The sequence below is a fragment of the Cytobacillus sp. C11.1 genome, from assembly GCF_058145115.1.
In genome coordinates this window covers 2,977,106-3,000,743 of sequence record NZ_CM176935.1, presented here as the reverse complement: position 1 = coordinate 3,000,743, position 23,638 = coordinate 2,977,106, and the positions used below count along the sequence as shown (strand labels likewise).

General features: G+C 37.9%; 23 protein-coding genes and 1 pseudogene. 8 read left to right on the top strand and 16 right to left on the bottom strand.

What is annotated here, in order from left to right; genetic code table 11:
* Positions 1-11 precede the first annotated feature (11 nt).
* Positions 12-1,538 carry a spore germination protein gene (locus AC3ZVC_RS14955; protein ID WP_490064019.1) on the bottom strand — a complete coding sequence of 509 codons (1,527 nt, stop codon included), beginning with the start codon at positions 1,536-1,538 and terminating at the stop codon, positions 12-14.
* Positions 1,539-1,899: 361 nt separating this feature from the next.
* On the opposite strand from AC3ZVC_RS14955, the gene AC3ZVC_RS14950 reads away from it, so the two are divergent.
* Both AC3ZVC_RS14950 and AC3ZVC_RS14945 read left to right on the top strand, forming a co-directional pair.
* Positions 1,900-2,076, top strand: a complete 177-nt coding sequence (locus AC3ZVC_RS14950) for an aspartyl-phosphate phosphatase Spo0E family protein (RefSeq protein WP_490064018.1) — start codon at positions 1,900-1,902, stop codon at positions 2,074-2,076.
* A 389-nt stretch (positions 2,077-2,465) separates the two neighbouring features.
* Entirely contained in the window at positions 2,466-2,684 is a 219-nt protein-coding gene (locus AC3ZVC_RS14945; protein WP_490064017.1) for a hypothetical protein, read from the top strand.
* A gap of 319 nt (positions 2,685-3,003) precedes the next feature.
* On the opposite strand, the gene AC3ZVC_RS14940 is transcribed toward AC3ZVC_RS14945, so the two are convergent.
* The 7 genes and pseudogenes from AC3ZVC_RS14940 to AC3ZVC_RS14910 all read right to left on the bottom strand — a co-directional run bounded on the left by AC3ZVC_RS14940 (position 3,004) and on the right by AC3ZVC_RS14910 (position 7,768).
* Positions 3,004-4,239: an IS110 family RNA-guided transposase gene (locus tag AC3ZVC_RS14940; RefSeq protein WP_490064016.1), complete on the bottom strand. Its 1,236-nt coding sequence runs from the start codon at positions 4,237-4,239 to the stop codon at positions 3,004-3,006.
* A 298-nt stretch (positions 4,240-4,537) separates the two neighbouring features.
* Entirely contained in the window at positions 4,538-4,990 is a 453-nt protein-coding gene (locus AC3ZVC_RS14935; protein WP_490064015.1) for an anthrone oxygenase family protein, read from the bottom strand.
* 325 nt (positions 4,991-5,315) lie between these two features.
* Positions 5,316-5,483: pseudogene (locus AC3ZVC_RS14930) on the bottom strand (FMN-binding negative transcriptional regulator); the annotation flags it as partial.
* A 46-nt stretch (positions 5,484-5,529) separates the two neighbouring features.
* The gene (gene paiA, locus AC3ZVC_RS14925; RefSeq protein WP_490064014.1) at positions 5,530-6,048 is read right to left on the bottom strand and encodes a spermidine/spermine N(1)-acetyltransferase; all 519 of its coding nucleotides are present in this window, start codon (positions 6,046-6,048) and stop codon (positions 5,530-5,532) included.
* A 27-nt stretch (positions 6,049-6,075) separates the two neighbouring features.
* Positions 6,076-6,528: a MarR family winged helix-turn-helix transcriptional regulator gene (locus AC3ZVC_RS14920; protein ID WP_490064013.1), complete on the bottom strand. Its 453-nt coding sequence runs from the start codon at positions 6,526-6,528 to the stop codon at positions 6,076-6,078.
* 487 nt (positions 6,529-7,015) lie between these two features.
* Positions 7,016-7,405, bottom strand: a complete 390-nt coding sequence (locus AC3ZVC_RS14915; RefSeq protein ID WP_490064012.1) for a VOC family protein — start codon at positions 7,403-7,405, stop codon at positions 7,016-7,018.
* A gap of 84 nt (positions 7,406-7,489) precedes the next feature.
* On the bottom strand, positions 7,490-7,768 hold the full coding sequence (locus tag AC3ZVC_RS14910; protein WP_490064011.1) for an ArsR/SmtB family transcription factor: 279 nt from the start codon (positions 7,766-7,768) through the stop codon (positions 7,490-7,492).
* Positions 7,769-8,078: 310 nt separating this feature from the next.
* Here AC3ZVC_RS14910 and AC3ZVC_RS14905 point away from each other — a divergent pair, with 310 nt between their 5' ends.
* Positions 8,079-9,086, top strand: a complete 1,008-nt coding sequence (locus AC3ZVC_RS14905; RefSeq protein ID WP_490064010.1) for a DUF3231 family protein — start codon at positions 8,079-8,081, stop codon at positions 9,084-9,086.
* Positions 9,087-9,472: 386 nt separating this feature from the next.
* On the opposite strand, the gene AC3ZVC_RS14900 is transcribed toward AC3ZVC_RS14905, so the two are convergent.
* A complete protein-coding gene (locus AC3ZVC_RS14900; protein ID WP_490064009.1) occupies positions 9,473-9,928 on the bottom strand; it encodes an Lrp/AsnC family transcriptional regulator in 456 nt (151 codons plus the stop codon).
* A 117-nt stretch (positions 9,929-10,045) separates the two neighbouring features.
* On the opposite strand from AC3ZVC_RS14900, the gene AC3ZVC_RS14895 reads away from it, so the two are divergent.
* Positions 10,046-10,609 carry a cysteine hydrolase family protein gene (locus AC3ZVC_RS14895; RefSeq protein ID WP_490064008.1) on the top strand — a complete coding sequence of 188 codons (564 nt, stop codon included), beginning with the start codon at positions 10,046-10,048 and terminating at the stop codon, positions 10,607-10,609.
* 173 nt (positions 10,610-10,782) lie between these two features.
* Here AC3ZVC_RS14895 and AC3ZVC_RS14890 read toward each other — a convergent pair whose 3' ends face one another.
* Positions 10,783-11,481: a Type 1 glutamine amidotransferase-like domain-containing protein gene (locus AC3ZVC_RS14890; protein ID WP_490064007.1), complete on the bottom strand. Its 699-nt coding sequence runs from the start codon at positions 11,479-11,481 to the stop codon at positions 10,783-10,785.
* Positions 11,482-11,884: 403 nt separating this feature from the next.
* Positions 11,885-12,325, bottom strand: coding sequence for an SRPBCC family protein (locus AC3ZVC_RS14885; protein WP_490064006.1), 441 nt, complete (start codon positions 12,323-12,325; stop codon positions 11,885-11,887).
* Positions 12,326-12,915: 590 nt separating this feature from the next.
* Between AC3ZVC_RS14885 and cysP the strand changes: the two genes are divergently transcribed.
* Complete coding sequence (gene cysP, locus AC3ZVC_RS14880; RefSeq protein WP_490064005.1) at positions 12,916-13,995, top strand: sulfate permease; 1,080 nt, start codon at positions 12,916-12,918, stop codon at positions 13,993-13,995.
* A gap of 161 nt (positions 13,996-14,156) precedes the next feature.
* Here the strand turns inward: cysP and AC3ZVC_RS14875 are convergent, their stop codons facing one another.
* Complete coding sequence (locus AC3ZVC_RS14875; RefSeq protein ID WP_490064004.1) at positions 14,157-14,930, bottom strand: TerC family protein; 774 nt, start codon at positions 14,928-14,930, stop codon at positions 14,157-14,159.
* A 357-nt stretch (positions 14,931-15,287) separates the two neighbouring features.
* Complete coding sequence (locus AC3ZVC_RS14870) at positions 15,288-16,724, bottom strand: glycoside hydrolase family 1 protein (protein WP_490064003.1); 1,437 nt, start codon at positions 16,722-16,724, stop codon at positions 15,288-15,290.
* A gap of 268 nt (positions 16,725-16,992) precedes the next feature.
* On the opposite strand from AC3ZVC_RS14870, the gene AC3ZVC_RS14865 reads away from it, so the two are divergent.
* Both AC3ZVC_RS14865 and AC3ZVC_RS14860 read left to right on the top strand, forming a co-directional pair.
* Positions 16,993-17,718: a MurR/RpiR family transcriptional regulator gene (locus AC3ZVC_RS14865; protein ID WP_490064002.1), complete on the top strand. Its 726-nt coding sequence runs from the start codon at positions 16,993-16,995 to the stop codon at positions 17,716-17,718.
* Between the two features lie 478 nt (positions 17,719-18,196).
* Positions 18,197-19,432 carry a Bcr/CflA family efflux MFS transporter gene (locus AC3ZVC_RS14860; RefSeq protein ID WP_490064001.1) on the top strand — a complete coding sequence of 412 codons (1,236 nt, stop codon included), beginning with the start codon at positions 18,197-18,199 and terminating at the stop codon, positions 19,430-19,432.
* 77 nt (positions 19,433-19,509) lie between these two features.
* Here the strand turns inward: AC3ZVC_RS14860 and AC3ZVC_RS14855 are convergent, their stop codons facing one another.
* Positions 19,510-20,055 (bottom strand): GNAT family N-acetyltransferase, encoded by a 546-nt coding sequence (locus AC3ZVC_RS14855; RefSeq protein WP_490064000.1) that lies wholly within the window; start codon positions 20,053-20,055, stop codon positions 19,510-19,512.
* A gap of 197 nt (positions 20,056-20,252) precedes the next feature.
* On the opposite strand from AC3ZVC_RS14855, the gene AC3ZVC_RS14850 reads away from it, so the two are divergent.
* Positions 20,253-21,665: a vWA domain-containing protein gene (locus AC3ZVC_RS14850; RefSeq protein WP_490063999.1), complete on the top strand. Its 1,413-nt coding sequence runs from the start codon at positions 20,253-20,255 to the stop codon at positions 21,663-21,665.
* Between the two features lie 48 nt (positions 21,666-21,713).
* On the opposite strand, the gene AC3ZVC_RS14845 is transcribed toward AC3ZVC_RS14850, so the two are convergent.
* Together AC3ZVC_RS14845 and AC3ZVC_RS14840 are read right to left on the bottom strand one after the other, a co-directional pair.
* Positions 21,714-21,920: a transcription initiation factor TFIIIB gene (locus AC3ZVC_RS14845; protein WP_490063998.1), complete on the bottom strand. Its 207-nt coding sequence runs from the start codon at positions 21,918-21,920 to the stop codon at positions 21,714-21,716.
* 582 nt (positions 21,921-22,502) lie between these two features.
* Positions 22,503-23,630 carry a YVTN family beta-propeller repeat protein gene (locus AC3ZVC_RS14840; protein ID WP_490063997.1) on the bottom strand — a complete coding sequence of 376 codons (1,128 nt, stop codon included), beginning with the start codon at positions 23,628-23,630 and terminating at the stop codon, positions 22,503-22,505.
* Between the last annotated feature and the right edge of the window lie 8 nt (positions 23,631-23,638).

Sequence of the window (23,638 nt, the reverse complement as noted above, 5' to 3'; positions counted from 1 at the left end):
CGCTTCCTTTCTTAATTCCTTTTGATATCGTGTTTCTCTTTAGCCTTTTTGGGATTGAAACGCAGTGTATCTTCCGTCTGTTCCTGAATTGGCCGCTTTGATTGCATAGAAAAAGGTAATCGAATAAGAGAATCCTTTAGATCCTGGATTCTCGGAGGATAAAAGGGCTCAAGAAAAGGTCTGCCTAAAGAAGACAGCCTTAATAAATGGATCAGCAAGAAACAAAAACTTACTGCTACCCCTATTAGGCCAAGATAATGCGCCATCAGCAAAAAAGGAAAGCGGATTAACCGAATCGTATTACCCATTTGATAGACAGGGGTTGTAAAAGATGCCAACGCCGCTAAAGCAACGATAATTAATAAAACATTACTTGTTAATCCTGCTTCAACTGACGCTGTTCCAATAACAATACCGCCCACGATACCGATTGTCTGGCCAACCTTTGTTGGCAGCCTGGCCCCTGCTTCTCGTAATAATTCAATGGCCAGTTCTAGAATAATGGCCTCCAAAATTGGCGGTAATGGGATTGCACTTCTTGAAGTAACAAGCGTACTAACTAAGTCCTTTGGAATTAATTCGTAATGATATGTTAGGACGGCCACATATATAGGAGTAACCAAGATGGAAAATATTACAGCAAAAAAACGGACCAGACGAAAAAAGGAAGCCACAGCCCAATTCAAATAGTAATCCTCAAAGGCATAAAAAAACTCAAAAATGGTCGTTGGCCCTATTAATCCGTGAGGGGCGCCATCAACTAAAATAGCAACTTTCCCTTCTCCAAGCACTGATGCAATACGATCAGGTCTCTCTGTATCAATCAGCTGCGGAAAAGGAGAATTCTGATTGTCCTGAATTAATTGCGTAATATATGAACTATCCATGATTTGATCAATATCCAAATCTGATAGCCGTTGAATGACAGTATTGACATTTTCTTTATTGGCGATCCCATCAATATAAAGGACCGAAACCCTTGTCTTAGATAACTTGCCAATGATCAATTCTTTTACAGTAAACTCTGCCATCGGCAATCTCTTTCGAACCAGGTTAATATTTGTATCAATTGCTTCCACAAAGGACTCTTTAGGTCCAACAACACTGAACTCAACTTCAGGAAGGGAAACTTGACGTGTCCTTTCCACACCAGCTTTTACTAAACAAACTTGCTTTAAGTTATTTATATCAAAAATAAATATAAATCCTTTTAAAAGGTTGTCCTGAATTCTTGCTGGATCGGCAGTAAGAATCACTTCTTCAATTGGAAGCACAGAAGACAAAGAAGCAAATGACTCCCACTTTTTTAAATAAGGCAATACATCCCGATGCAAAATTTCCGTATCAATTAAAGACGTGTAGTACCCTAAACATAGCGAAGTCTCGTTCACGTGATAGGTAAATTGAGTGAAGTCATTGGATAATGTTAATTGCTGCAGCAATTCCCCTAGAGAATCATCATTCTTTGTATTTTTTTGGGAATTGATTACTCCTTCTTTTTCCTTAAATAGGCTTCTTCTGTTTCTCCATTTTTTCATTTAGCAATCCCCATCTAAAATTAGAAATTATGAAATGTTTACTTCTTACCATCCTTGCCAAGATGGGGAAATGGTATTCTTGTTTTTATCATGTGCTGGTATCATCCGTAAAAAAGGAAAGGAAAGTGCCTTTATGACGATACCAACCTTTTGTCAGATGATTTTTCATAGGATCTTTTAAACACAAAACCTCTTATATAGACATAGATATCTGTAATGTTCTGTCGAAACATCAGGCAATTATATAAAAAAAGACTTTTTTTAGCTTGTTTTGTCGAATCGGTTTCTTTTGTGTTAAAAAATATGCATAATAGTGTTTGTGTTTAATTTATTAAAGAAAAGCGCTAAAGAAGGGTGAACAATGTTACAGGAAAAGATACAAGAGGAAAGGGAAATACTTACATTATTAATCGTCAAAAAAAGATATGAAATGATTCGATCAGCAAATTCAAATGGACTATTAAGTAAAGAAACAATCAGATGCAGCCAAGAGCTTGATTTACTATTGAATAAGTTTCAACTAAAGACTACCCATTAGTGCCTAACCCGGACTTAAGCGTTAACACACAGACGGCACTTTTTCCCTCTAAGATTTTTCTTCAAGTGATAGGTCTTATCTTAATGATTTGCAGAAATTACTCTGATACGGTTTCTTCATATAAAGCAGAAGAACCCCCCTGTCCCGCAATTGTTGCCAACCTAGTCTCTATCGTAAATACAAGTACTGCCACAGGATGAACTATATTCATATGATTTAAACGATGAGTGCCCATGCTGAGCTACTAAAATCAATAGACAAATATTGAACATTTTCTAATCCTTTTGCGACAAAAATTTGTTTCATTTGTGAAAAACATCACAAATATAGAAAAATCAATTATACTAAAATTGTAAATAGCGATCGCATACTTGAAAGGAGCTATTACAATGGGCTTAATACTTGGTATGTATATTGGATTATTGGCTGGTGCGGTTATTGGGGCTGTGATTTCATTTCCTGTCGGTTCAGCAGTGGGAATTTTAATAGAAAGAAGCTTTGAAAATGGCTGGGCTTTGGGAATTGAGGTTATGTTAATTGCCCTTTCTGCCTTTGTCATTTTTAAACTTTTTAATGTTCGTATGAAGAAAACTAAAAAAGCTTTTTAATATTTTCAAAAATATCAAATTAAAACGCCTAGAGGAAAGTTTAACAGGTTCGGGTTTGAAGTACAAAATTACAAGCAGAACTTAGTTTTACCAACCAAATTAGCAAGGTAACATACATTATAATAAGCATAGAAAAACGCTCAGAGTGTGAAAAACTCTGAGCGTTACTTTTTAATGTCTTATTCAACAAAAGCTAGTTTGTCAACATTTTTCAATGAAATTAAATTTTATATTATGGTATGCTAAAAATAAGCATGCCAAATAACCTTCCTAACCTGGATGTTTGGAAGGTTTTGCTTTTATTAGTCCATTTGGGTAACTAAGCTAGATCTTGGAAAGTCGTTCTGCTTTTCAAAAGGGCATAAATCCATTGTAAAAGCTTATTGGCACAGGCTATTATTGCTACTTTAAAGGGTTTTCCTTCTTCCCGTTTTTTATCATAAAATTCTCTCAACCTTTTATTGCGAGGGATTAGTTCCTCCGTCGTTTTGCTTTTCCTGGAATCCCGAATAGCACACCTAACGGCCATATACAGTGTATGCCTAAGTCGGCTTGAACCTCTTTTGGTAATCCTGTTTACGGTTCCTCTGAATTTACCTGATTCAAAGATACTCGGGTCAATACCAGCGAATGCGACAAGCTTTTTAGGGTGATCAAACCGTTCAATCTCGCCAATTTCGGAAATGATCGTTGCAGCGATCTTTTCTCCGATCCCAGGGATTGATTGGATGATTTTATATTCTTCAATATCTTTTGCCAAGGCATCTATCTCTTCTTCAAATTTGGATAGATGCTTTTGGTATTCCAGAAGCATTTTTATATACATTTCCACGCTTAAAATGTGGCTTTGGTAGAGATTTTCCCTAAAGGGATTTTGGCTTGCGGCAGCTAAAAGGGCTATTGCTTTTGTCTTAGCCCACTTGATGGAGCGCCTTGGACATAACTTTTTTATTGTGTTAGTAACTGTCTCTTCGCCTGCTTCTAAGATACTTTGAGATGTTGGAAATTCAAGTAAGGTGAGTAGAGAGACAACAGAATATAAGTCCCCAAACACTCCTCTATATACTGGAAACACCTGATCCAAGACGGCTTGGAATTGCAGTTTTGTTTGCACATAAATCCCCGTAATATTTTCGTGCTGTCTAGTCAGGTTTCGAAGGTTCAAGAGCTGGATACCGCGTTTTTTATAAGGTTCCAAATCCTCTTTGTAATACATCTCGCAGAGATGATTGGCATCAATTATATCTGTCTTTACCTTTCTTAAACTTGAACTCTTTGCCCGATATGAGACTAAAGGGTTAACAATAATGATCAAGTATCCTCTTTCCTCAAAATAATGGACTACCGGAGTATGATAGTGACCGGTTGACTCCATGACTAATGGAGGTTTTACCCCAGTTATTCTCTCAACATCTGAGAGAAAGGAATGCAGTTTTTCCAGACCTTCAAGAGTGTGTTCAACTTTAAAGCTTTTTTGATAAGGTTTTTTCTTATCCAGGAAAGCTTGTATCTGGCTTTCACCTTTGGCTACATCCAGTCCAACCACTGGATTCATTGGCTTCTCCTCCTAAATCATATTTGCCGGTACCTCTAATCCTTCTTGCAGTATCATAGCTTCGCTTGTTATACGGAGATCAACGTCCCAACCAGCCTCAATCATGTTTCTACAAGTAGGGGGCGAACGGTTTAGTTGACGGGATCAAGTCCCACGGGTGCTTACGTTCTACCCCGGCTACGGTTATCATATATCGATAGAAAAAATGGTCAACCAGAAATATTTTCATTTCTAGTTGACCTTATAATACGAATGGTTTAGTTCAATAGGGTAATGTACAGAAACTGTAATATTTATATCAAATTGACACTGAGAAACAAAGTAACACGAAACCAATAAGAAGTAACCAAGAACGAATAGATTGAAAGAACATCCATCGTTTTCTTATCTCCTTCCAATCAGTGGGTGGATTGTCTGCATCCCATTGTTGGATTTCTTTGTTAATAGGAACATTAAATATAATAGTTATTATTGTTGCTAAAATGAACATTCCAGCAGAAAAAAAACGGCTGGTAAGCTCGATACCTCCAAGTTCTTTAGTAAATAACGCGAAAGACAAGGTTAGAATCACACTTACAGGCATAAATATGGGCATAATAAGTCCATATGTTTTCAGTGAACCTTGTTCAAAAAGTATATGTTGCTTTTGAGGTAATTGACGGATAACTGGATGTACTAAAGCGTATGAAGTAATTTCAGCACAAGCAGTGAAGCCCGCTATTATCAATGTAATAAAACCTAAGAAATCCAAATTGTCACATCTCCTAAAATTTAATTAATAATATCAGTCTTACTATACCAATTTTGAACAGTTTTTTGATATTTGTAATAAACTTTTTCTTTAACTAAACTCCCGTTTGTTAAAAGAAATTTTTAAAAAAGTGGGTTAATTCAAGGAACAACGCACCAATTTTATTGACCGTATTTTTTCTTCCATTCACCGATCCAAACTGGATCTTCAACTCTTGCACACTTCACTTTAAGGTACAACCTTTCACAATCTGAAGAGAGCTGCCAATATGACAGCTCCGTTCCGTTCTTTAATTCTTGCATCTGAGGGTTGAATAAAAGTGGGCTTATACGTGATTTTTTAATCTCTTTTCCATCAGCTCTGCCATTTGATTCGAATTTGGATTTCCTTCATTTCGTAATTTATCAATGATGTTAATATAATCCGTTTCATTTCGGTTCTGACTTAATTTATCTGCAGCCTGATTTTCTCCCGCCTTAAACTTAAAACCAACCCTTAAAGTATTTAGGAATATACATAATAACCCGCCTCTACTAAAGTTATATCAGTGTTTTCGTCAATATAAAATCAATTTGTTCTTCATCACCCATATAAAAAGAGTGGTTTCCAGTTTGAACAAACCCCATTTTCTTATAAAAAGCAATAGCATTTTCATTTTTTTCCCACACACCTAGCCAGATTTTCTTTTTATTACGTTCCATCGCAATTTCCATCGCTTTATTTAGCAGATATTTACCAATCCCAAGTTTTTGAAATTTGCTCTTTATATAAATCCTCTCGATTTCAAGTGATTCATCATCCATTTCTTCAGACTGAGCATCATTGATATTGATCTTTAAATATCCAGCGACTTCATTATTAAAATAAACAAAAAAGAATTGCGAATGGATATTGGATAATTCTTTTTCTAATTGTTTTAAGTTAAATGCCCTTTCCAGATAGGCATCCATATTTTCGGGTGAGTTCTGATCGTTAAATGTCTCATTAAATGTTTCATAACTAATTTCTTGAAGTGTGCGTAAATCCTCAAGAGTACACTGTTTTATAATTATAGTCATCTAAAATATGTCGCTCCCTTTATATAATCAATACTCTCTCTTGTTTCCCTTTTTTACAAATTCCCAGTCTTTTTCTACATTTCTTCTTACTCTTTGAAGAAGATTGAAAATGGTTTCTGCTTCTTTTTCGGAAAATCCCTTTAATGCAACGATATTGGAATAATCATTTTCTCTTTTTATAAAAGGATAAAGATTTTTCCCTTTCTCTGTTGGAAAAAGTTTTTTAATTTTTTTGTTATGTTTATCCTCTTTCTTTTCAATAAAGCCATTCATTTCAAGTTTTTTTATAGCACGAGCTGCTGTTGTTCGATCTACTTTTATCATCTCGGCTAACTTTTCTTGAATGATTCCTGGGTTTTCACATATTCGTACAAGGTACAAATACTGTCCTTTTGTAAGGTCATATTCTTTAAATTCTAGATTACTTATAGAATCTAATGCCCTTGCTATCATTCCAATTTCACGAAGAATTTCCTTCATAGTTACCTCCTTCGAACATATATTTGTTGCAAATGCAATAAAAATGCCATATATTGAATTTATCCTAACTTTGTTGTATTTGCAACAAAAAGTAATCATAATGAGGTCGAGTAAAGTGAAATATGTTTTTTTATGTAATAGGGATTTTAATATTGTCCCTTGGTATTTTACAATCAGACGTTGGGACTTCACCTTTTGATGCACTTTAGGTGGACTGTCCGGTTAAAAACTTTGGGATTCTTGCCCACTTTTGGTTCCTAAATCTTAGCAGTTGGTTTGATGGATAAATGACCTTCATCTTGGCACCAACGGAATAATGATTTCATTTTAAGTGAACTTTTTCACAAATCTATACCTTAAAATATGTAAAACCCCGACCTAAAATTAGGACAGGGTTAACATAAAGTTGTTTAATTTTGAAATAATACTTCACCGGTCTTAAACCTACCAACAGTGTGTTTAAAAACTAGGTTTTATCGTCATAACGCTACTTCTGTTCGATCATTTGAATAAGATTTCCGCATGTATCGTCGAAGACAGCTATTGTGACTTTCCCCATTTCCGTTGGCTCCATGGTAAACTTTACACCTTTTTCTACTAATCGGTTGTACTCTTTGCGAATATTTGCAACTCCAAACATTGTTACTGGAATGCCATCAGCAAATAGCTTTTGTTGATACTCTTTGGCAGCTGGGTGCTCATTAGGTTCGAGTAAAAGCTCAGTACCGTCTTGTTTACCAGGAGAAACAAGCGTGATCCACCTATATACTCCGCTGGGAACGTCATTCTTTTTTACAAAGCCCAGCGTTTTTGTATAAAACTCTAATGCTTTGTCTTGATCTTGAACGAATATACTGGTAATAATGATTTTTAACATCTTTTGGCCTCCTTTGATATTTCCGATGTATGGTGCTTTTCAAACAATCTAGAAATACTCATACATTCATCATTCGTTATAAAATTAATCTACCCACCCTTTCAGCAAATTTTTAAGTGGTTCTTTGTTAAACATAAGTACGCGATATTTTCCCTTTCGTTTTGATAATACGAGCCCTGCATCTTCCAAAGCATTAAGATGTTTAGCAATTGCCTGTCGCGAAATGGAAAGGCTGTGTTTCATAACGAGGCGTGCCGTAAGCTCATACAGCGTCAGCTCGTTTCGTTCGGAAAGTTCATCTAATATTAGCCGCCGAGTCGAGTCGCCAAGTGCTTTGAATATAGCGTCTTTGTCCCAATTCATATTTCAAGTATAGGCAACTCTACGGTTGCTTGTCAATCATAAGCAACTATATGGTTGCGTAATAAAGGAATCGTATCATGCCAATCTTAATAAATTTAATGATTTTTTATTTTTAACAAGTTTCTATACATCTAAACCTCTCCTTTAGTTGATCAAAAAAGCCGCCTGGTGTGGCAGCTGATCTTGAACATAAGCACCCTTTAATTTAACAAGTAGGTTATTCATGGTGAATTCATCGGAATGTTCTCTTATGATTTTAAAAATTTCATATCACTTACTAAATTGGTAATAATATGATTGAGGTGATAATGTGGATGATAAGAATAAATTAAAACTCACATCTTCCGAAATAGGAACTCTTTGGGGAGAGTTTATAAACGGTACAATGACAGATGTGGTTAATAGATATATGGTCTCAATTATTGAGGACGACCAGATTAAAGCCATTTTTGAGGATGCTATTAAGACATACGAAAAACAAAAGCACCAAATTGTTACCTTTATAGAGAGTGAAGGGTTTCCAGTTCCTATTGGATTTAATGATTCGGACCTCTTTAAGGGTAAACAGAGATTGTTCACGGATATATTTTGCTTGAATTATTTACATATCATGACGTTACATGGCTTGCTAGGTCACAGCACTGCATTAGGTGTTTCTGTTAGAAAAGACTTAAGGGAATTTTACGATTCCTGCGATAACGATGCAAAAAAGATGTATCATCAAACAATTGAGTTATTGCTGCAGAAAGGAAATTTTCAAAGAGACCCTTTGTTTTATCCTGCTAAAAACCCTGAATTTGTTTCCAGCCAGGATTTCACAGATGGATTTTTCGGGAAGGGTAGAAAATTAGCAGCGACAGAAATCATTAGTATTTCTTTCAACCTTAAAAAAAGCATTATGGCTAAAACCCTTTCTATTGCATTCAGTCAAGTCGCTCAAACAAAAGAAGTAAGGAAGTTTTTAATGGATTCAGCGAAAACAGCAAATGGACAAATTATAAAATTTGCAAAAATAATGCAAACGGATAATTTACCAGTTCCGAAATCCTGGGAAACAGAAGTGACAACTTCAACGGATTCACCTTTTTCCGATAAGTTAATGTTGTATCATATTGGTTTTTTGTTCCAAGCTGCACAAAACTATCATGGGGCAGGATTAGCATCAGCCATGCGAGCAGACCTTGTAGCCGCTTATGAAGGAACAATTATTAAAAATCTTATGGTCACTAAAAAGTGGTATAACCTTATGGTACAAAATAAATGGCTGGAGCAGCCTCCACTTGCTCCTAATAGAAACGAAATTGCAAAAGAAGTGTAGTGAAAAATTGGAAATAAAATATCTTAGAAAACCATCCGCTTTTTATAAAAAACCCGTTCCGTTTTAGGGTGCATAATTTGTAAATGACAATGAAAATGGCGTGTAAACTGACATCAGTTTTGACACGCCATTTTTCTGATTTAATGTATTTTCGCATCCAAACTATAAACAATCTTATTCAACATAAGCACCCCATCGGTTTTGGGTTACCATAATATATTTATCCATATGTATTTGACAAACTAAAGGTGCTATTTCATTATCTTCTTTGACTAACCTGACCTTTAGCATAATAAGAAAACGGGATCACCGCTGCATCACGTTTTTCGTTGCCTTTCTACGATTGCCCCCGATAGTTTAAGTACAATTCACAACCCTTATTTTCTTTAAGATTCATGTTGTATTGTGGCAGTCAGTGGATGGTGTTGTTTTATTTCTTGTATTGATAGATTTAAACTATAATTCCCATGATCGAGAAGGTTATTAAGAAAAAGATTCAATTCTTCTTGAGATTTAACTTTTATTTTTAAATGGTAACAGCCTTCCCCAGATACTCGATGAGCTTCAACTACCTCATTTCGATCTTTAATAAAACCAATAAAAGAATCATGGTTTGCTGTTTTCATATGTACAACGACAAACGCTGTAAAGATCAGCCCCACTTTCATTTCATCGATTATTAGTGAATAGGCTATAATAACACCACTTTCCTCAAGTTTTTTAATACGATTTCCTACCGCTTGTCCCGTCATATGAATTTGTTTCCCCAAGTCCTTCCATTGAATACGTGAATTTTCAGTTAGTAACCGGAGGATTTGAAAGTCAATTTGATCAATATCCATTATAAATTCCTTTCACCGTGAAATTATTTTATCTAAAAGTGTTTCATCAAAGCATCGATAAAAATCAAAAAGTTATCTATTATTATAGTATATCGAATCTTTAAATGAGGTGAAAAAATGAGCACAGCTTTAATCATTGTTGATATTCAAAATGACTATTTTCCAAATGGAAATATGGAATTAACAAATCCCGAAAAAGCAGCCGCTAATGCTGCTAAAGTTCTTGAATGGTTTAGGCAGAAGAACAAAGAGACTATTTTTCATGTCCAGCACATCGCAAGTAATCCAGGGTTAGGCTTCTTTCTTCCAGATACAGAGGGAGTTAAACTACATGAAAGTGTTTTACCATTAGAAAACGAAAGTATCATCAAAAAACATTTCCCTAACAGCTTTTTAAAGACTGAATTAGAAAGCAAACTAAAAGAAAAAGGAGTAACCAAGGTAGTGGTTGTAGGTATGATGACACATATGTGTATTGATGCAACAGTTAGAGCTGCAGTGGAACTAGGCTTTCAAACTACACTTATTGAAGATGCATGTGCGACAACGGACTTAACTTACCAAGGTAAGGTCGTACCAGCTGAACAGGTTCATTATGCATTTATCAGTGCACTTAACGGAATGTATGCCAATGTTGTTTCAACAGAGGATTTCCTTCAACAAGAAGCTAAAACGAACTAAAAGATTAACTAATTAATTATAAAAGGGAGTTTGTTTAGAAAACAACCTCCCTTTTTTGCTGATGTTAAAACTAATAAATATAGTATCTTTCTTTAACTTACCTGACTTTACTGTAGGCTCTTTTCGTATAAATTGTTGTTTTTAGACTATAAAGCTTGCCCGTCACCCTTACTTTAAGATGAAACCAGGAATTCCGTTTCAAGCTCAATCTCTTTAATCTCTTCATCGTAAAAGACTTTATATGCCTTAGCATTAGGCCGGGAGCTTACTATTTTACTAACCTCTTCCTCTATAAAATGAATAGCAACTCCATCATCTGCTGCTATTCCGGGCTTTATTTTATTAAAAGCCAAAAGTTCGTGGTACGATGGTCTTCGATCCGTTTCGCCATCATAATGCGGGCAATTGCTCCCTTTTAAAAATCCTAAGCACTTTAATGGTTCAAGTTTATCTCCGTACGAATCCGTAACCCCTTCTTCAAACCAGCAAATGGAACCTGCACTGATGCCTGCCAATACAATTCCTTGTTCCCATGCCTTTCTCATGATCTTATCTAATCCCCATTCTCTCCATAAAGCTAATAAATTCTTCGTATTTCCCCCGCCAACATAAATGATATCTTTATCTAATACAAAACCCTCTATATCTCTTGTTGGCGGTTTGAATAATGAGAGGTGTGAAGGCTGGCACTTTTGTTTTTCAAAAAAGTCATAAAACCATTTTATACATATATCTGAATCTCCGGTTGCAGTAGGTACATAACAGATTTTGGGATTTGATTTACCTGACTGTTTTAAGATATATAAATCCAATAACGGATTCTCTGGCTCCATGGAGAACCCCCCGCCGCCAAGAGCGATTATTTGTCTCATATTTTTACACCCCTACATCTAAGATTAATAAATACTATTTCTACTCTTTCCTAATGATTCCTTGTTTTTTAACCTGCTTTAGTCCTTTTAGATCAGGCATCAAAGACAGAGGGGAAGCCAATGGAGGTGCCTAAAAAGAAGTTGCTGAAGAAAAGCATATGCTAACCAACTTTGGCCGAGTTGACGATATATTTAAAAAGTTGATGATATTTTAGCCGAGTTGTCGATATGGATATTTGACGATATACAGTCAATATTCAGTTAGTTTATCTGTCCAGTTTCAACCAATTCCTTAAGTCTCTTAAACATGAAATTCCAGCTATATTCAGTTCCATCTTCGTATTCTCCGAGAGCTTTTTCGATATCGGCCTCTGCCCCATTTTCTACATGAGTTACCTTACATTTAGTTGCCTTCCTCAAGAATTTCTTTTATTTTTCTCAAGTCCTTATTATTTGCTTTTTCCATCATCAAAGACATCACCGGTTTAAAAACTTTGGCGAATCCAGTTGGGACACCTTTGTTTCGTAAGGTCATACTCGTTTGATTCTCATCAATGGCTTCCCAAGTATAAATCGTTTCCATTGGGAAAGGACCATTTGCTGTTTTCATTACTAGCTTTTCACCGGGAGTTAGCTCTGTAATTTCGTACACATAGGCAAGCTCCCTGCCTAAGAAATGCGCTTTAAATGCTATTTGAGAGCCAATAGTTAAAGGCTTGGGAGTTACCCATTCGGATGATTTAATATTTTCATACCATGAAGGAGCATTGTCTGGATTTGCTGCATATTCGGCAACCTTTACACGTGGGGCTTGGATTATTATTTCAGTAAAAACATCAACCATTTTATACCTGCCTTATTATATTTTTTATTTTCTTAACTACATACATGACAAAAGTATTTGTATCATGCTTCAAAAACTATTTTCCCATTTTAGTTTAACAGGAAATCATCTGGATAGTCAGATGGAACTTAAAAATAGACTTGCTTTCGGCAAATGGAATTCTTAAGCAAGCTGCTTTCTCTAATATCACACTCATACTCCTTAACATTTACCTCTTAAAACTCTTGTTTATTTTCATCGATGGCTTTATAATCTAAAATAATAAATTCATATTGGATTACTCGGTTTTAAATTTTTTAATTATCTTTCTTTTAGGCTCTTTTCGTATAGATTGTTATTTTTGGACTATAAGCTTGCCCGTTGATTTCCGCTCCAGTCACTTGCTTTCCGCGGGAGGAACGGGAGCCTCCTCGGCGTTTCACGCCTGCGGGGTCTCCCGCTCCCTCTCTTCCCGCAGGAGTCAAGTGCCTTCCACTCCAATCAACTCAGTAATTAAAACTAGTTTGTAAACAACAAACTTTGCGAAAACAGCCTTCTTTTAAAACAACTAAGTCATGAATGACAAAAAACAAGGAAAAGAGGTTTTTCATTTGTTAACATACATTGCAGTTGCTGTCGCCCTTTTCTTTGCGATGAATATTGGTGCAAGTGGAACAGCAGCCTCGATGGGTGCACCATATGGGGCCGGAGCAATCAAAAGTAAACGGTTAGCGCTTCTGTTAGTTGCTGCTTCAGCCTTTTTGGGTGCTTTTTTAGGCGGCGGTGAAGTGGTTAAAACGATTGGAGAAGGATTAATCCCTACTGATTTATTGGATGCGCAAATTGTAGTCATTATATTACTGGGTGCAACTTTAACCCTTTTCATTGCAAACATTATCGGTATTCCTTTATCCACCAGTGAAGTAACGGTAGGATCAATCATTGGGGTTGGAGCTGCTTTTCAGGCTATACACACCGATACTTTATTTTTGATTATCTCATTCTGGGTCATCATACCGGTTGGTTCATTTCTGATTACATACGGATTAGGCTACCTGATCAAATATTCAGAGAAGCGATGGACTCGACTTACAGAAACTGGTCCCTGGACAAAATGGCTCTCCATATTACTTGTGATTGGCGGCTGTTTGGAGGCCTTTTCTGCAGGAATGAATAACGTTGCCAATGCGATTGGTCCTCTTGTAGGTGCCAACATGATTTCAGCAGCAAATGGTCTTTTGATCGGGGCCATATTTGTTTCCTTAGGAGCCTTTCTTTTAGGAAGCAGGGTGTTAGAGACAAATGGAAAAAAGATAACCAAACTTTCACTGTTGCAGGGAAGTGCTGTTTCATTCACTGGCGGTACTTTAGTAATTATTGCTTCTGTCTTCGGACTTCCGATCCCGCTCACCCAGGTAACAACCTGTGGAATCCTCGGGGTTGGAGCTGCTAAAGATGGGTTTGCCATCTTACAAAAAAGTGTGATTAAGCGAATCGCTTTAGTATGGGTGATCTCCCCTTTAGCTTCCCTGATTGTGTCTTATCTATTAATCAACTTATTTAGCAAATTTGATATCTACAATGTTTTAATTGTTGGAAGTGCTATTATTGTGGCAGTAGGGAGCATCGTTTTATCCAGGATTGAGAGAAATGAGAAAAGAAGCTACTATGATGCTGGCGGGGGAATTTAGATAGAAATAAAAGGTCTGCATTTCGCTCTTCCAGTTTCTTAATTTCATAACAGCTATTTATTACAATGAATAAACATACCCTTAAATCGGAAGAAAAAGATGATGGATTCATTTTATAAATGCTATCCACCCGCAATTCTTTTTCTTCCATTGGGTAACTTTTAGACTAAATTTTCCTTATTTAACTTCTTGCCGGGTGCAAACCAACCGATTAGGGCAATGCCAAGCAATATTCCATAGAAAACCAATGTCCAAGCTGTACTATGTGGAAAATCATGATCTAAGATACCAATATCCTCATGTGCAAGTGTAATCACAGCAAGTTTGACACCAACCCAGGCAACAATGGCATATGCGGTTGTTTCCAATGCTGGACGTTTATCAAGGAGTTGTACAAACCAGGTGGCCGCATATTTAATCAAGATAAGACCAGCAATCCCTCCAAGTACGATCACAATAAACTGTCCTCCATCCATGCCTCCAAAGTCTTCAAGTGGTGAATCTGGAAGACCAAGGGCAAGAGCAACAGCAGCGAGAATGGAATCAATGGCAAAAGCGAGATCTGCTAAAGCAATTTTCCCTACTGTAGGCCAGAATCCTTTCCCTGCGGATTCCTCTTCAACTTCCTTTTGGATATTCTCATTTTCTTTCCCAAACCGAGCTTGAATGATATGCTTTAAGCCCAAGTAAAGAAGATAAGCTGCTCCTATCGCCTGTATCTGCCAAACGTTTGCGATAAAAGAAATGGCAAATAGCGCAGCAAATCGGAAAGCGAACGCCATGATAATTCCGTAATTTATAGCTCTTTTTTTCTGATCGTCAGGTAAATGCTTGGCTATTACAGCAAGAACAAGGGCATTGTCAGCCGACAACAAACCTTCTAGCCCTATTAAGATTAATAGTGCCCAAGCATATTCCAGCCAAAGTGACTCCATACACCTCTCTCCTTTCTAAAAAACTTTATAGGTTTTTCTACATTAGAGTTGCCAATTATATGGCAAGAAATCCTTTATAATATGGATTGAATTATTTTTATAGCTTCTTTCCTTTCATCTACACTTTTTTCTTATTAATAAGAATTTCTTTAGTTCTACAAAATTAAAATACAATTACTTGAATTTTTGTACTGAGCCTGCTTTCGCTGGTAATCCATGCCTATATCAATACCTTTTCCAAGCTGATAAGAACTTTTATAACTTGAACCTTTTAAACAATTTTTTAAGTGGCCTTCCATTTAAAAAAAAGAGCTACCTCAGTAGCCCTAATAAATATACCCAATTATTAATCGTTTTCTATAACTTTTCCCCATTAGTTGCAATAACATCTTTATACCAGAAGAACGACTTCTTCTTTTTCCGTTCCATTGTTCCGCTGCCATCATCATGTTTATCAACATAAATATAACCATAGCGTTTCGAGAACTCGCCTGTTGACATGCTTACCATATCAATGCATCCCCAGCTTGTATAGCCCATTAATTCGACCCCATCAGCTATGGCTTCACCCATTGCTTTAATATGCTCACGAAGATAGTCAATTCGATAGTCATCATGTATCGATCCATCTTCTTGAACTTTATCATAGGCTCCCAGCCCATTTTCTACGACAAATAGCGGTTTCTGATAGCGGTCATACAATTTGTTCAAGCTGATGCGCAGTCCTTCAGGATCGATTTCCCAGCCCCAGTCGCTTGTTTCCAGGAATGGATTTCTTACGCCGCCAATAATATTTCCTTCTGCCCCTTCCGCTCCTGTCTTTTCTTTCTTCTCGGTGCGGGACATGTAATAACTGAAGCCAACATAATCTGCAGTGTTTTCCTTTATTAATTCCAAATCGCCTTCCTGAATTTCCAATTCAATATCATGTTCTATGAAGTATCTCTTCATGAAAGCTGGATACTCCCCACGTACTTGAACATCCGCACAATAATAATTGAAAAGCTGTTCTTCCTGAAGGGCATGCATGACATTTTCAGGATTACTATCAAAGGAATAGACAGGAGCAAAAAGAATCATGCAGCCAATTTTCGAATCAGGGATGATCTCATGGCATGCTTTAACCGCAATGGCACTTGCAACAAATTGATGGTGATAAGCCTGGAAGGTTGGCTGGTATTTGTCCTCTTCTTTTTGATAAGAAAAGCCCAGCCCTTGAATCGGCATCACAAGGCCGCTATTAATTTCATTAAAAGTCATCCAGTACTTTACTTTATCCTTATAACGATTGAAGATAGCTTTTACATATCTCTCAAAAAAGGTGACAACTTGACGGTCTCTCCAGCCGCCATATTCTTTGACCAAATTCAGAGGCATTTCATAATGGGAAATGGTTACGATTGGTTCAATTCCATGCTTGTGTAACTCATCAAATACACAATCGTAAAAAGCCAGTCCTTCTTCATTTGCCTCTAACTCGTCACCATTGGGAAAAATACGCGTCCAGGCAATAGACATGCGGAACGCCTTGAAGCCCATTTCCGCAAACAATTCAATATCTTCTTTATATCGATGGTAAAAGTCAATGGCTTCATGATTTGGATAATCGTATTGATCACGATGGATTTCAAAATCAAAACCTGGATTCATTAAAATGTTATACCGCTCTTTTCCGCCTGGAAGAACATCTGCTATATTTAGCCCTTTATTCCCTTCACTAAATCCGCCTTCTATTTGATTCGCTGCAGTAGCCCCTCCCCATAAAAAACCTTGGGGGAATTGATATTTATTCATGATGATTACCTCCAGAAATTAATACTTAAGATTATTTATTTTTGTGAAAAATTATATATAGCTCTTCCTTAAACAAGGAAAAAGTATACAAAACATAATAACTGGGTGTAGCAGGATAGTAAATGATCGAGGACCATTTAGTTGGTTATAACGAAAAAAGGGATTTGTTACATAGATGTAACGCTATGTTACACATAGAAATTGTGTTAGACTTTAGATATATATTTTGCAGAGTAAAATATTTTTTTCTGAAGGAGCATCTGGATCCATGTTTACAAATGAAGTCATCGCTTCTTTTAATGAATTAGAAACATCGTTATACAACTACATTTGTCAGAACCCTGAAAAGGTCCCGTATATGCGAATTCGTGAACTTGCGGATGAAACACATGTATCAACTGCCTCTATTTTACGTTTTTGCAGAAAACTAAATTGTGAGGGTTTTTCAGAATTCAAAGTAAAGCTTAAAATGAATTTACAAGAGAATAAAAAAACCGCCATTAAAAGTTCCCAGCAATCCATAGTCGAATTTATTGAGCGTACCTTAAAAGGGGATATAGAAGAAAAGATTAGAGAGGCTGCAAATCTCGTTATTGAAGCAGATAACGTTATTTTTATTGGGATTGGAAGCTCTGGTATTCTTGCTGAATATGGGGCAAGATATTTCTCAAGCTTAGGCAAATTTTCGCTGTATATCAAAGATCCCCACTTCCCGATTCATTCCAAACTTCGAAATAATAGTGTAACCATTGCTTTATCTGTCTCAGGAGAAACTAACTTTACGATTTCTCAATTAAACCAGCTTAAACACGAAGGAAGTAAAATTGTCAGTATTACAAACAGTAAGCTTTCAACCATTGCCAAGATCTCTGATTTAAACATCGCCTATTATGTAACGGAGGAATTTTATGAAGAATCCAATGTTACGACACAAGTACCTGTTGTTTACATTTTAGAAGCAATAGCGCGGGAAATTCAAAGGCTTTATGAATAGGAAGAAATTCATCAAAAAGAAAGGCTGTTTTCGCAAAGTTTGTTGCTTACAAGCTAGTTTTAATTACTGAGTTGATTGGAGCGGAAGGCACTTGATCCTCGAAAATGCATTCGCATTTTCTTACGACGAGGTGCTTATTCGAGGAAGCCTATTCAATGTCCTGCGGGAAGAGAGGGAGCGGGAGACCCCACATGCGTGAAACGCAGAGGAGCTCTGTTCCTCCCCGCGGGTTCGCTGCGTGACTGGAGCGGAAATCAACGAGCAAGCTTTATAGCCCAAAAACAACAACCTATCCGAAAAGAGCCAAAAGAAAAGACGCTGGTCATATACCGGTGTCTTTTCTCGTGATTGAAGTATTTCGGCTGTATACACGAACAATTCTCAAGATTCGCTGCTGGACATCCTCCCTCCCCTGGCGTATACTAGCCATATTTATGTAAAAGATTAGCAGTTTTACAGAAAGAAAGGTGTTTGACATATGCTTCAAAATCCAACAGGAAAAGAACGGCTTGCCCTGGCTTTTCTCCTCAGTATGCTCGGAATTCTGGGTCCGTTCAATATAGATATGTATTTGCCGAGCTTTCCGGATATTTCGGAGGATTTGAGTGCGCGTGCCTCACTTGTTCAGCTGAGTTTAACGGCGTGTTTGATCGGACTTGCTATTGGACAGGTTATTGTTGGACCGCTTAGTGATTCACATGGAAGAAGGAAGCCGCTTTTAATTGGGATTTCGCTTTTTGCTCTATCATCACTTGTATGTGCGATTGCACCAAATATTACGGCCTTTATTGCTGCCCGCTTTCTTCAGGGCTTAACCGCTTCAGCCGGGATTGTCCTTTCCCGTGCAGTTGTCCGCGATGTGTTCACCGGGAAAGAACTGACGAAATTTTTTGCGTTGCTGATGGTTATCAATGCCACAGCTCCTATGATTGCGCCGATGACAGGCGGGGCGCTTTTGCTTCTGCCGTTCGCCAGCTGGGAAACCATATTCTATTTTCTAGGTTTGCTTGGGGTTTTTATTACGATCGTGATCTCCTTGCGCTTAAAAGAAACCCTTCCGCAGGAAAAGCGGGTTCCAAGCTCGATCGGGAATTCAGTTAGGAGTATGGGTGGCTTATTCAAGGACCGTTCTTTCATTGGCTATGCTTTAATTGTAGGATTTATCCACGGTGGAAGCTTTGCTTATGTTTCCGGAACACCTTTTGTCTATCAGGGGATTTACGGAGTTTCGCCACAGGTATTCAGTATTCTGTTTGGCATAAATGGCTTGGCTATAATTACGGGGAGCTTCCTTATTGGCCGCTTTGCCGGAATTATCCCGGAAAGGAGCCTGCTTCGAACAGCAGTCTGTATCGCTGTTAGTGCCACCTCTGTCCTTTTGGTTATGACGATTATCAAGGGACCGCTGTTCATGCTGGTCATTCCCATTTTCATTTACATGACTTCTATGGGGATGATCATTACAAGCTCCTTCACACTGGCTATGAAAAATCAGGGACATCGTGCTGGAAGCGCAAGCGCAGTAATCGGTATGCTGCCTTTAGTGCTCGGTTCTGCCGTCTCTCCTCTTGTCAGCATTGATGAAACAACCGCAGTCCCAATGGGAACTATTTTATTTGTCACTTCATTCATTGGCTTTATCGCCTTCTTCACTTTGACAAAGGAAAAAACTAAAAGAACCAGGACTAATTTAAATATGCATGCGGAGGGGTGATTCCCCCTCCTATTATGTAAAGGTGGATTATTAACCTACATTAAGTTAACATAATACTTTTACAAATCTCTTTATCTTCATGTGATATCTCCCTTAATGACGGAGTACATGTACAAATCATCAAATTTGCCGCATGTATATTCATAATGCCGCAGCAGGCCCTCTCTTTTAAAACCCTGTCTTTCCACTAGTTTTTGAGATGGAAGATTGGCAGGTTCGACCAGCGCCTCAATTCTCTCCAATTCAAGGTACTGAAAGCCATACTTAACAACTGCTGCCAATGCTTCGCTGGCAAATCCTTTCCCCCATTCTTCTTTGCTCAATTCATATCCAATTTCACTGCGATAATGTTTGGCTGCCCTATTAAGAAAACCGCAGCTGCCAATTATCTTTCCGGATTCCTTGAGTGCAATTCCCCATCTAATTCCAGTGCCTTGTTCATAAATGGATTTATACCATCCGATTTCTTCATTGACCTGTTCAATCGTTTGGCAAGGCACGATCCCCATATGTTTGACAACTTCTATATCTGACAGATAGACCAGCATATCATTAGCATCCGCTGTTGTAACTTCTCTTAAAATTAGCCTTTTTGTTTCTAGTTTCGGAAATCCGCTTCGCAAAATATCCTTCCTCTCCACATATAGTTGAGTTTGCTTAATAACAACTATACCAAAATTATCATCCACCAGCTGGAAAAAAATCCTTTTTTCACACACAGATGGTAAATACTTCAAACTTCTACGCTGCCATGTTAAACTCTATAATTAGGCAAGCTGCCGACAACATAGATAAGTGATTAGCATTGAGGAGGATTTTTGTGAAACGATATGCTCTATTGATGCTGTTGCTTGCGGCAATGGTTCTCTCAGCATGCAGCAGTGACAAAGAGGAAGTGACAGCTAAAACATCTGCAAAGGAAAAGGAGAAACAGGAAGAAAAACAGGAAAAGATTTTAACAGATTCAGAAAATATAAGTTTGGAAGTAACCGAGGAGGTATTGCAGGACATACCGGCAGGAACGCTGATGGAAGGTTTATCATATGAAAAGGACATTGAAGACAGCGGCTTTAATACACCTGAAACAGACTCTGAACTGAAAAGCAAAATGTCCCCCGAGCTTGAAAAATTAACGAGAGAAACCAAAGATGTGGAAGCAATCAAGAAAGGTCTCGTTTCCCTTCTTGCCAGCCCTCATTATAAAGAGGTGCTCGAAAAAGCGAATGCTTATGAACCTGCTTTTGAAGAGCCTTACCTTCCCGATCCAACTAAATCAGAAGGCGGCGAAGAAAAAGAAGCGGCGGAAAAGGCCATTATCCTGCTCGATGCCAGCTCCAGCATGCTGCTTCAAACCGGCGGCCAAATCAAAATGGATATTGCCAAAGATGCTGTAAAAAGCTTTGCTCAAACCATCGGACAGAGCAGTGACGTTTCCCTCGTTGTTTATGGCCACAAAGGGTCTGAAGCGGATGCTGAGAAGGAAATTTCCTGTTCAGGAGTAGAAGAAGTCTATCCAATGGGACAATATTCCAAAAAAGAATTTCATGAAGCCGTTGATTCTTTTGAAAGCAAAGGCTGGACTCCACTCGCCGGTGCCATCCAAAAAGCGGCAGAAATGAGCAGCGGCTATGATGGCGCAACCACCATCTATATTGTCAGTGACGGTGCAGAAACATGCGACGGAGATCCTGTCCAGGCAAGTAAGGACCTTATTCAAAACAACAGCAGCAATACTGTAAATATTATTGGATTTGACGTAGATGGCAAAACCGAGGACCAATTAAAAGCGGTAGCTGAAGCGGGCAATGGCGAATATTTTAAAGCTGATAATCCTGAAGAACTGAAAAATACTATTCAATATGAATGGCTGCCATCAGCGCTGGATCTTGCTTGGGCCTTTACAATGGCACCTGATGGCTGGGAGATGATGGAGGAGTATGATAAAGGCGAAGTTTTTCCCCGCCAATTGTTTACGATTGGCAGACGCGAGGCACACCGTATCCTCGATGCCGTTTCTATCATGTCCGAAAAAGGCTGGATTACAGAAGATCAAGAATCGGAACTGCGTGACTGGGGCTATGAACGAAGCGAACAAATGAAAGACCTCTATTTTGATCTTCATGAAAAAAATCGGGAAAAAGCCAATACAAAGAGTGCTGAAATAAAACAGCGAGTCGACGAATGGGTCGAGAAAATGAAGGCTCTAAAAAAAGAGCGCGGGGATATTTGGTAAGCTGGTATAAGAACGCTCAGGGGCATGGCTCTGAGCGTTTTTGAATATCTAAAAAATAGTCCCTTTAAATTTTTCCGGTTTTTTTACATAGCTTTCGATAATAAATCCGCATTCTGTGCAAATGATATGTTCAACCTCTGAACCCAAGCTCATCTTATTAATTGGATAAATCGCTGCGTATCCAGCATGTTTTCCTCTTCCCAATTCCTTTGCAGCACACTTTGGACACTGGGTAATGTCCACTGAATGTTTCATGCCAATCCCCCTTTAAGAAACCATTTACTGTAAATCTCTTCTGCTAAAGATACGAATGAACAGTAAAATAGTTTCACTTGCCCCTAAAATAGACAAACCCCTGCAGGAAATTTCTTCATTTAAGTTTTAACCATCCATCACTGGGAATACATTAGAATAACTAATCCAAAATATCGGGAGGTGGATGCAGTGAATTACCTCTGCTACAAGGCGATGGAAGCATTTAAAAAAGATGCTGAGCGCCAGAAAGCAGCTGAAAACCAAAAGATGAATTTAACTAGCCAAAAGTCTAAATAAGAAAGAGTAAAGTTGGTATTCAATCGTCTTTCCTGTCATCCATGTGGATGGCTTTTTTATTTTCCACTTTATTAATGGGTGACAGTTTTGTTTAAAATGATTGTGTTAAAGCTTATTTTGATTGATTAAAGCACAGCGGACTCAACTTTTGCAGGAGCACCCTGTCATTGTGAGATTCCACAGGTGCGAATGCTCCAATGAGGCCGCTAAGGTTAACGCAAGGTATCAGGTGAGATATGTAAAGCCGCATATGTGTAGGAGACTTCTTGCACTTAGGTAGTTCAGTTAATTTGTAATGCTAATTCCATTCGGTACTCCTTTTACTTCAATAGTTTCAATTACCTTATTCCACTCTTTATCGATGATGCTGACCGTGTCTTCAAACATATTCGTAACATACACCCTTTTATTGTCCGGACTTGTTACAACTCCATGCGATCCTTTTCCGGTTTCAATTTCCGCTATAGCTTTCTTTGTAGCAAGATCAGTTACTGTAACACTGTTGGAAGGAGCTTCTTCTGTTCCTTGGTTAGCAACATAGGCAAACTGATCATTCTCATCAATGTATACTTGTGCAGGCCCAGCACCAACGGGGATTTTTTCTACCTTATCAGTAGCCAAGTCAACAACAGCGAGAGCATTTTCTCCATTTAAAGTAGCAACCAGTGTTTTTCCATCAGAAGTGACACCCGTAGTAACAGGAGCTGTTCCCACTGTGATTCGCTTTTCTTCCTTCATGGTTTCAAGGTTAACAACACTGATTGTGTCTTCACCCATGTTTGCAATATAAGCTCTCTTACTATCTGCTGAAATTCTGAATCCATGTGGCCCTTTCCCTGTCTCTATTGTATTAACCACCTTAAAGCTTGCCATATCAATGACACTCACATTATTGTCTTCATTGTTGGTTACGGCAGCGTACCTCCCATCCTCAGTAAAAACAATATGGGCAGGGTGATTTCCGACTTCTACCTCCTGGACTAATTCATCGCTCTCAATGCTGTAAAAAAGCGCTTTTGCACTCATTTCCATTTCTTCTCCATGGCCATCATCACCTCCGCCATGTCCTGCCATACTCGGCACAACCGTTGCCCCAATCATTTTTCCATCTGGTGATACCTGCACATTATGAACGGAGCCTTCTACTTCTAATGTGGAAACAATCGAATTGGTAGCTGCATCAATTTTAGAGATGCTGCCTCCTTCGTTTGCGGTGTAATAATATTGACCAGCTGTCTTCTCATCAGCCACTTCTGCATTTTCATCTTCTTGCTGTTCTTTATCTTCAGCTTCGGATAAAGGTTCCTCTTTACTACTTTCCTCATTCCGAGCATTACTCTCTGAATTGCATCCAGCCAGTATCACTCCTAACATTAAAAGAACAACAAAAATACTTTTTTTTACTTTATGCATATATGATC

Excerpts from the sequence above, each read along its gene's own strand:
- AC3ZVC_RS14955 (WP_490064019.1), bottom strand. The coding sequence starts at position 1,538 with ATGAAAAAATGGAGAAACAGAAGAAGCCTATTTAAGGAAAAAGAAGGA.
- AC3ZVC_RS14950 (WP_490064018.1), top strand. The coding sequence starts at position 1,900 with ATGTTACAGGAAAAGATACAAGAGGAAAGGGAAATACTTACATTATTA.
- AC3ZVC_RS14945 (WP_490064017.1), top strand. The coding sequence starts at position 2,466 with ATGGGCTTAATACTTGGTATGTATATTGGATTATTGGCTGGTGCGGTT.
- AC3ZVC_RS14940 (WP_490064016.1), bottom strand. The coding sequence starts at position 4,239 with ATGAATCCAGTGGTTGGACTGGATGTAGCCAAAGGTGAAAGCCAGATA.
- paiA (WP_490064014.1), bottom strand. The coding sequence starts at position 6,048 with ATGACTATAATTATAAAACAGTGTACTCTTGAGGATTTACGCACACTT.
- AC3ZVC_RS14920 (WP_490064013.1), bottom strand. The coding sequence starts at position 6,528 with ATGAAGGAAATTCTTCGTGAAATTGGAATGATAGCAAGGGCATTAGAT.
- AC3ZVC_RS14915 (WP_490064012.1), bottom strand. The coding sequence starts at position 7,405 with ATGTTAAAAATCATTATTACCAGTATATTCGTTCAAGATCAAGACAAA.
- AC3ZVC_RS14910 (WP_490064011.1), bottom strand. The coding sequence starts at position 7,768 with ATGAATTGGGACAAAGACGCTATATTCAAAGCACTTGGCGACTCGACT.
- AC3ZVC_RS14900 (WP_490064009.1), bottom strand. The coding sequence starts at position 9,928 with ATGGATATTGATCAAATTGACTTTCAAATCCTCCGGTTACTAACTGAA.
- AC3ZVC_RS14895 (WP_490064008.1), top strand. The coding sequence starts at position 10,046 with ATGAGCACAGCTTTAATCATTGTTGATATTCAAAATGACTATTTTCCA.
- AC3ZVC_RS14890 (WP_490064007.1), bottom strand. The coding sequence starts at position 11,481 with ATGAGACAAATAATCGCTCTTGGCGGCGGGGGGTTCTCCATGGAGCCA.
- AC3ZVC_RS14885 (WP_490064006.1), bottom strand. The coding sequence starts at position 12,325 with ATGGTTGATGTTTTTACTGAAATAATAATCCAAGCCCCACGTGTAAAG.
- AC3ZVC_RS14875 (WP_490064004.1), bottom strand. The coding sequence starts at position 14,930 with ATGGAGTCACTTTGGCTGGAATATGCTTGGGCACTATTAATCTTAATA.
- AC3ZVC_RS14870 (WP_490064003.1), bottom strand. The coding sequence starts at position 16,724 with ATGAATAAATATCAATTCCCCCAAGGTTTTTTATGGGGAGGGGCTACT.
- AC3ZVC_RS14865 (WP_490064002.1), top strand. The coding sequence starts at position 16,993 with ATGTTTACAAATGAAGTCATCGCTTCTTTTAATGAATTAGAAACATCG.
- AC3ZVC_RS14860 (WP_490064001.1), top strand. The coding sequence starts at position 18,197 with ATGCTTCAAAATCCAACAGGAAAAGAACGGCTTGCCCTGGCTTTTCTC.
- AC3ZVC_RS14845 (WP_490063998.1), bottom strand. The coding sequence starts at position 21,920 with ATGAAACATTCAGTGGACATTACCCAGTGTCCAAAGTGTGCTGCAAAG.
- AC3ZVC_RS14840 (WP_490063997.1), bottom strand. The coding sequence starts at position 23,630 with ATGCATAAAGTAAAAAAAAGTATTTTTGTTGTTCTTTTAATGTTAGGA.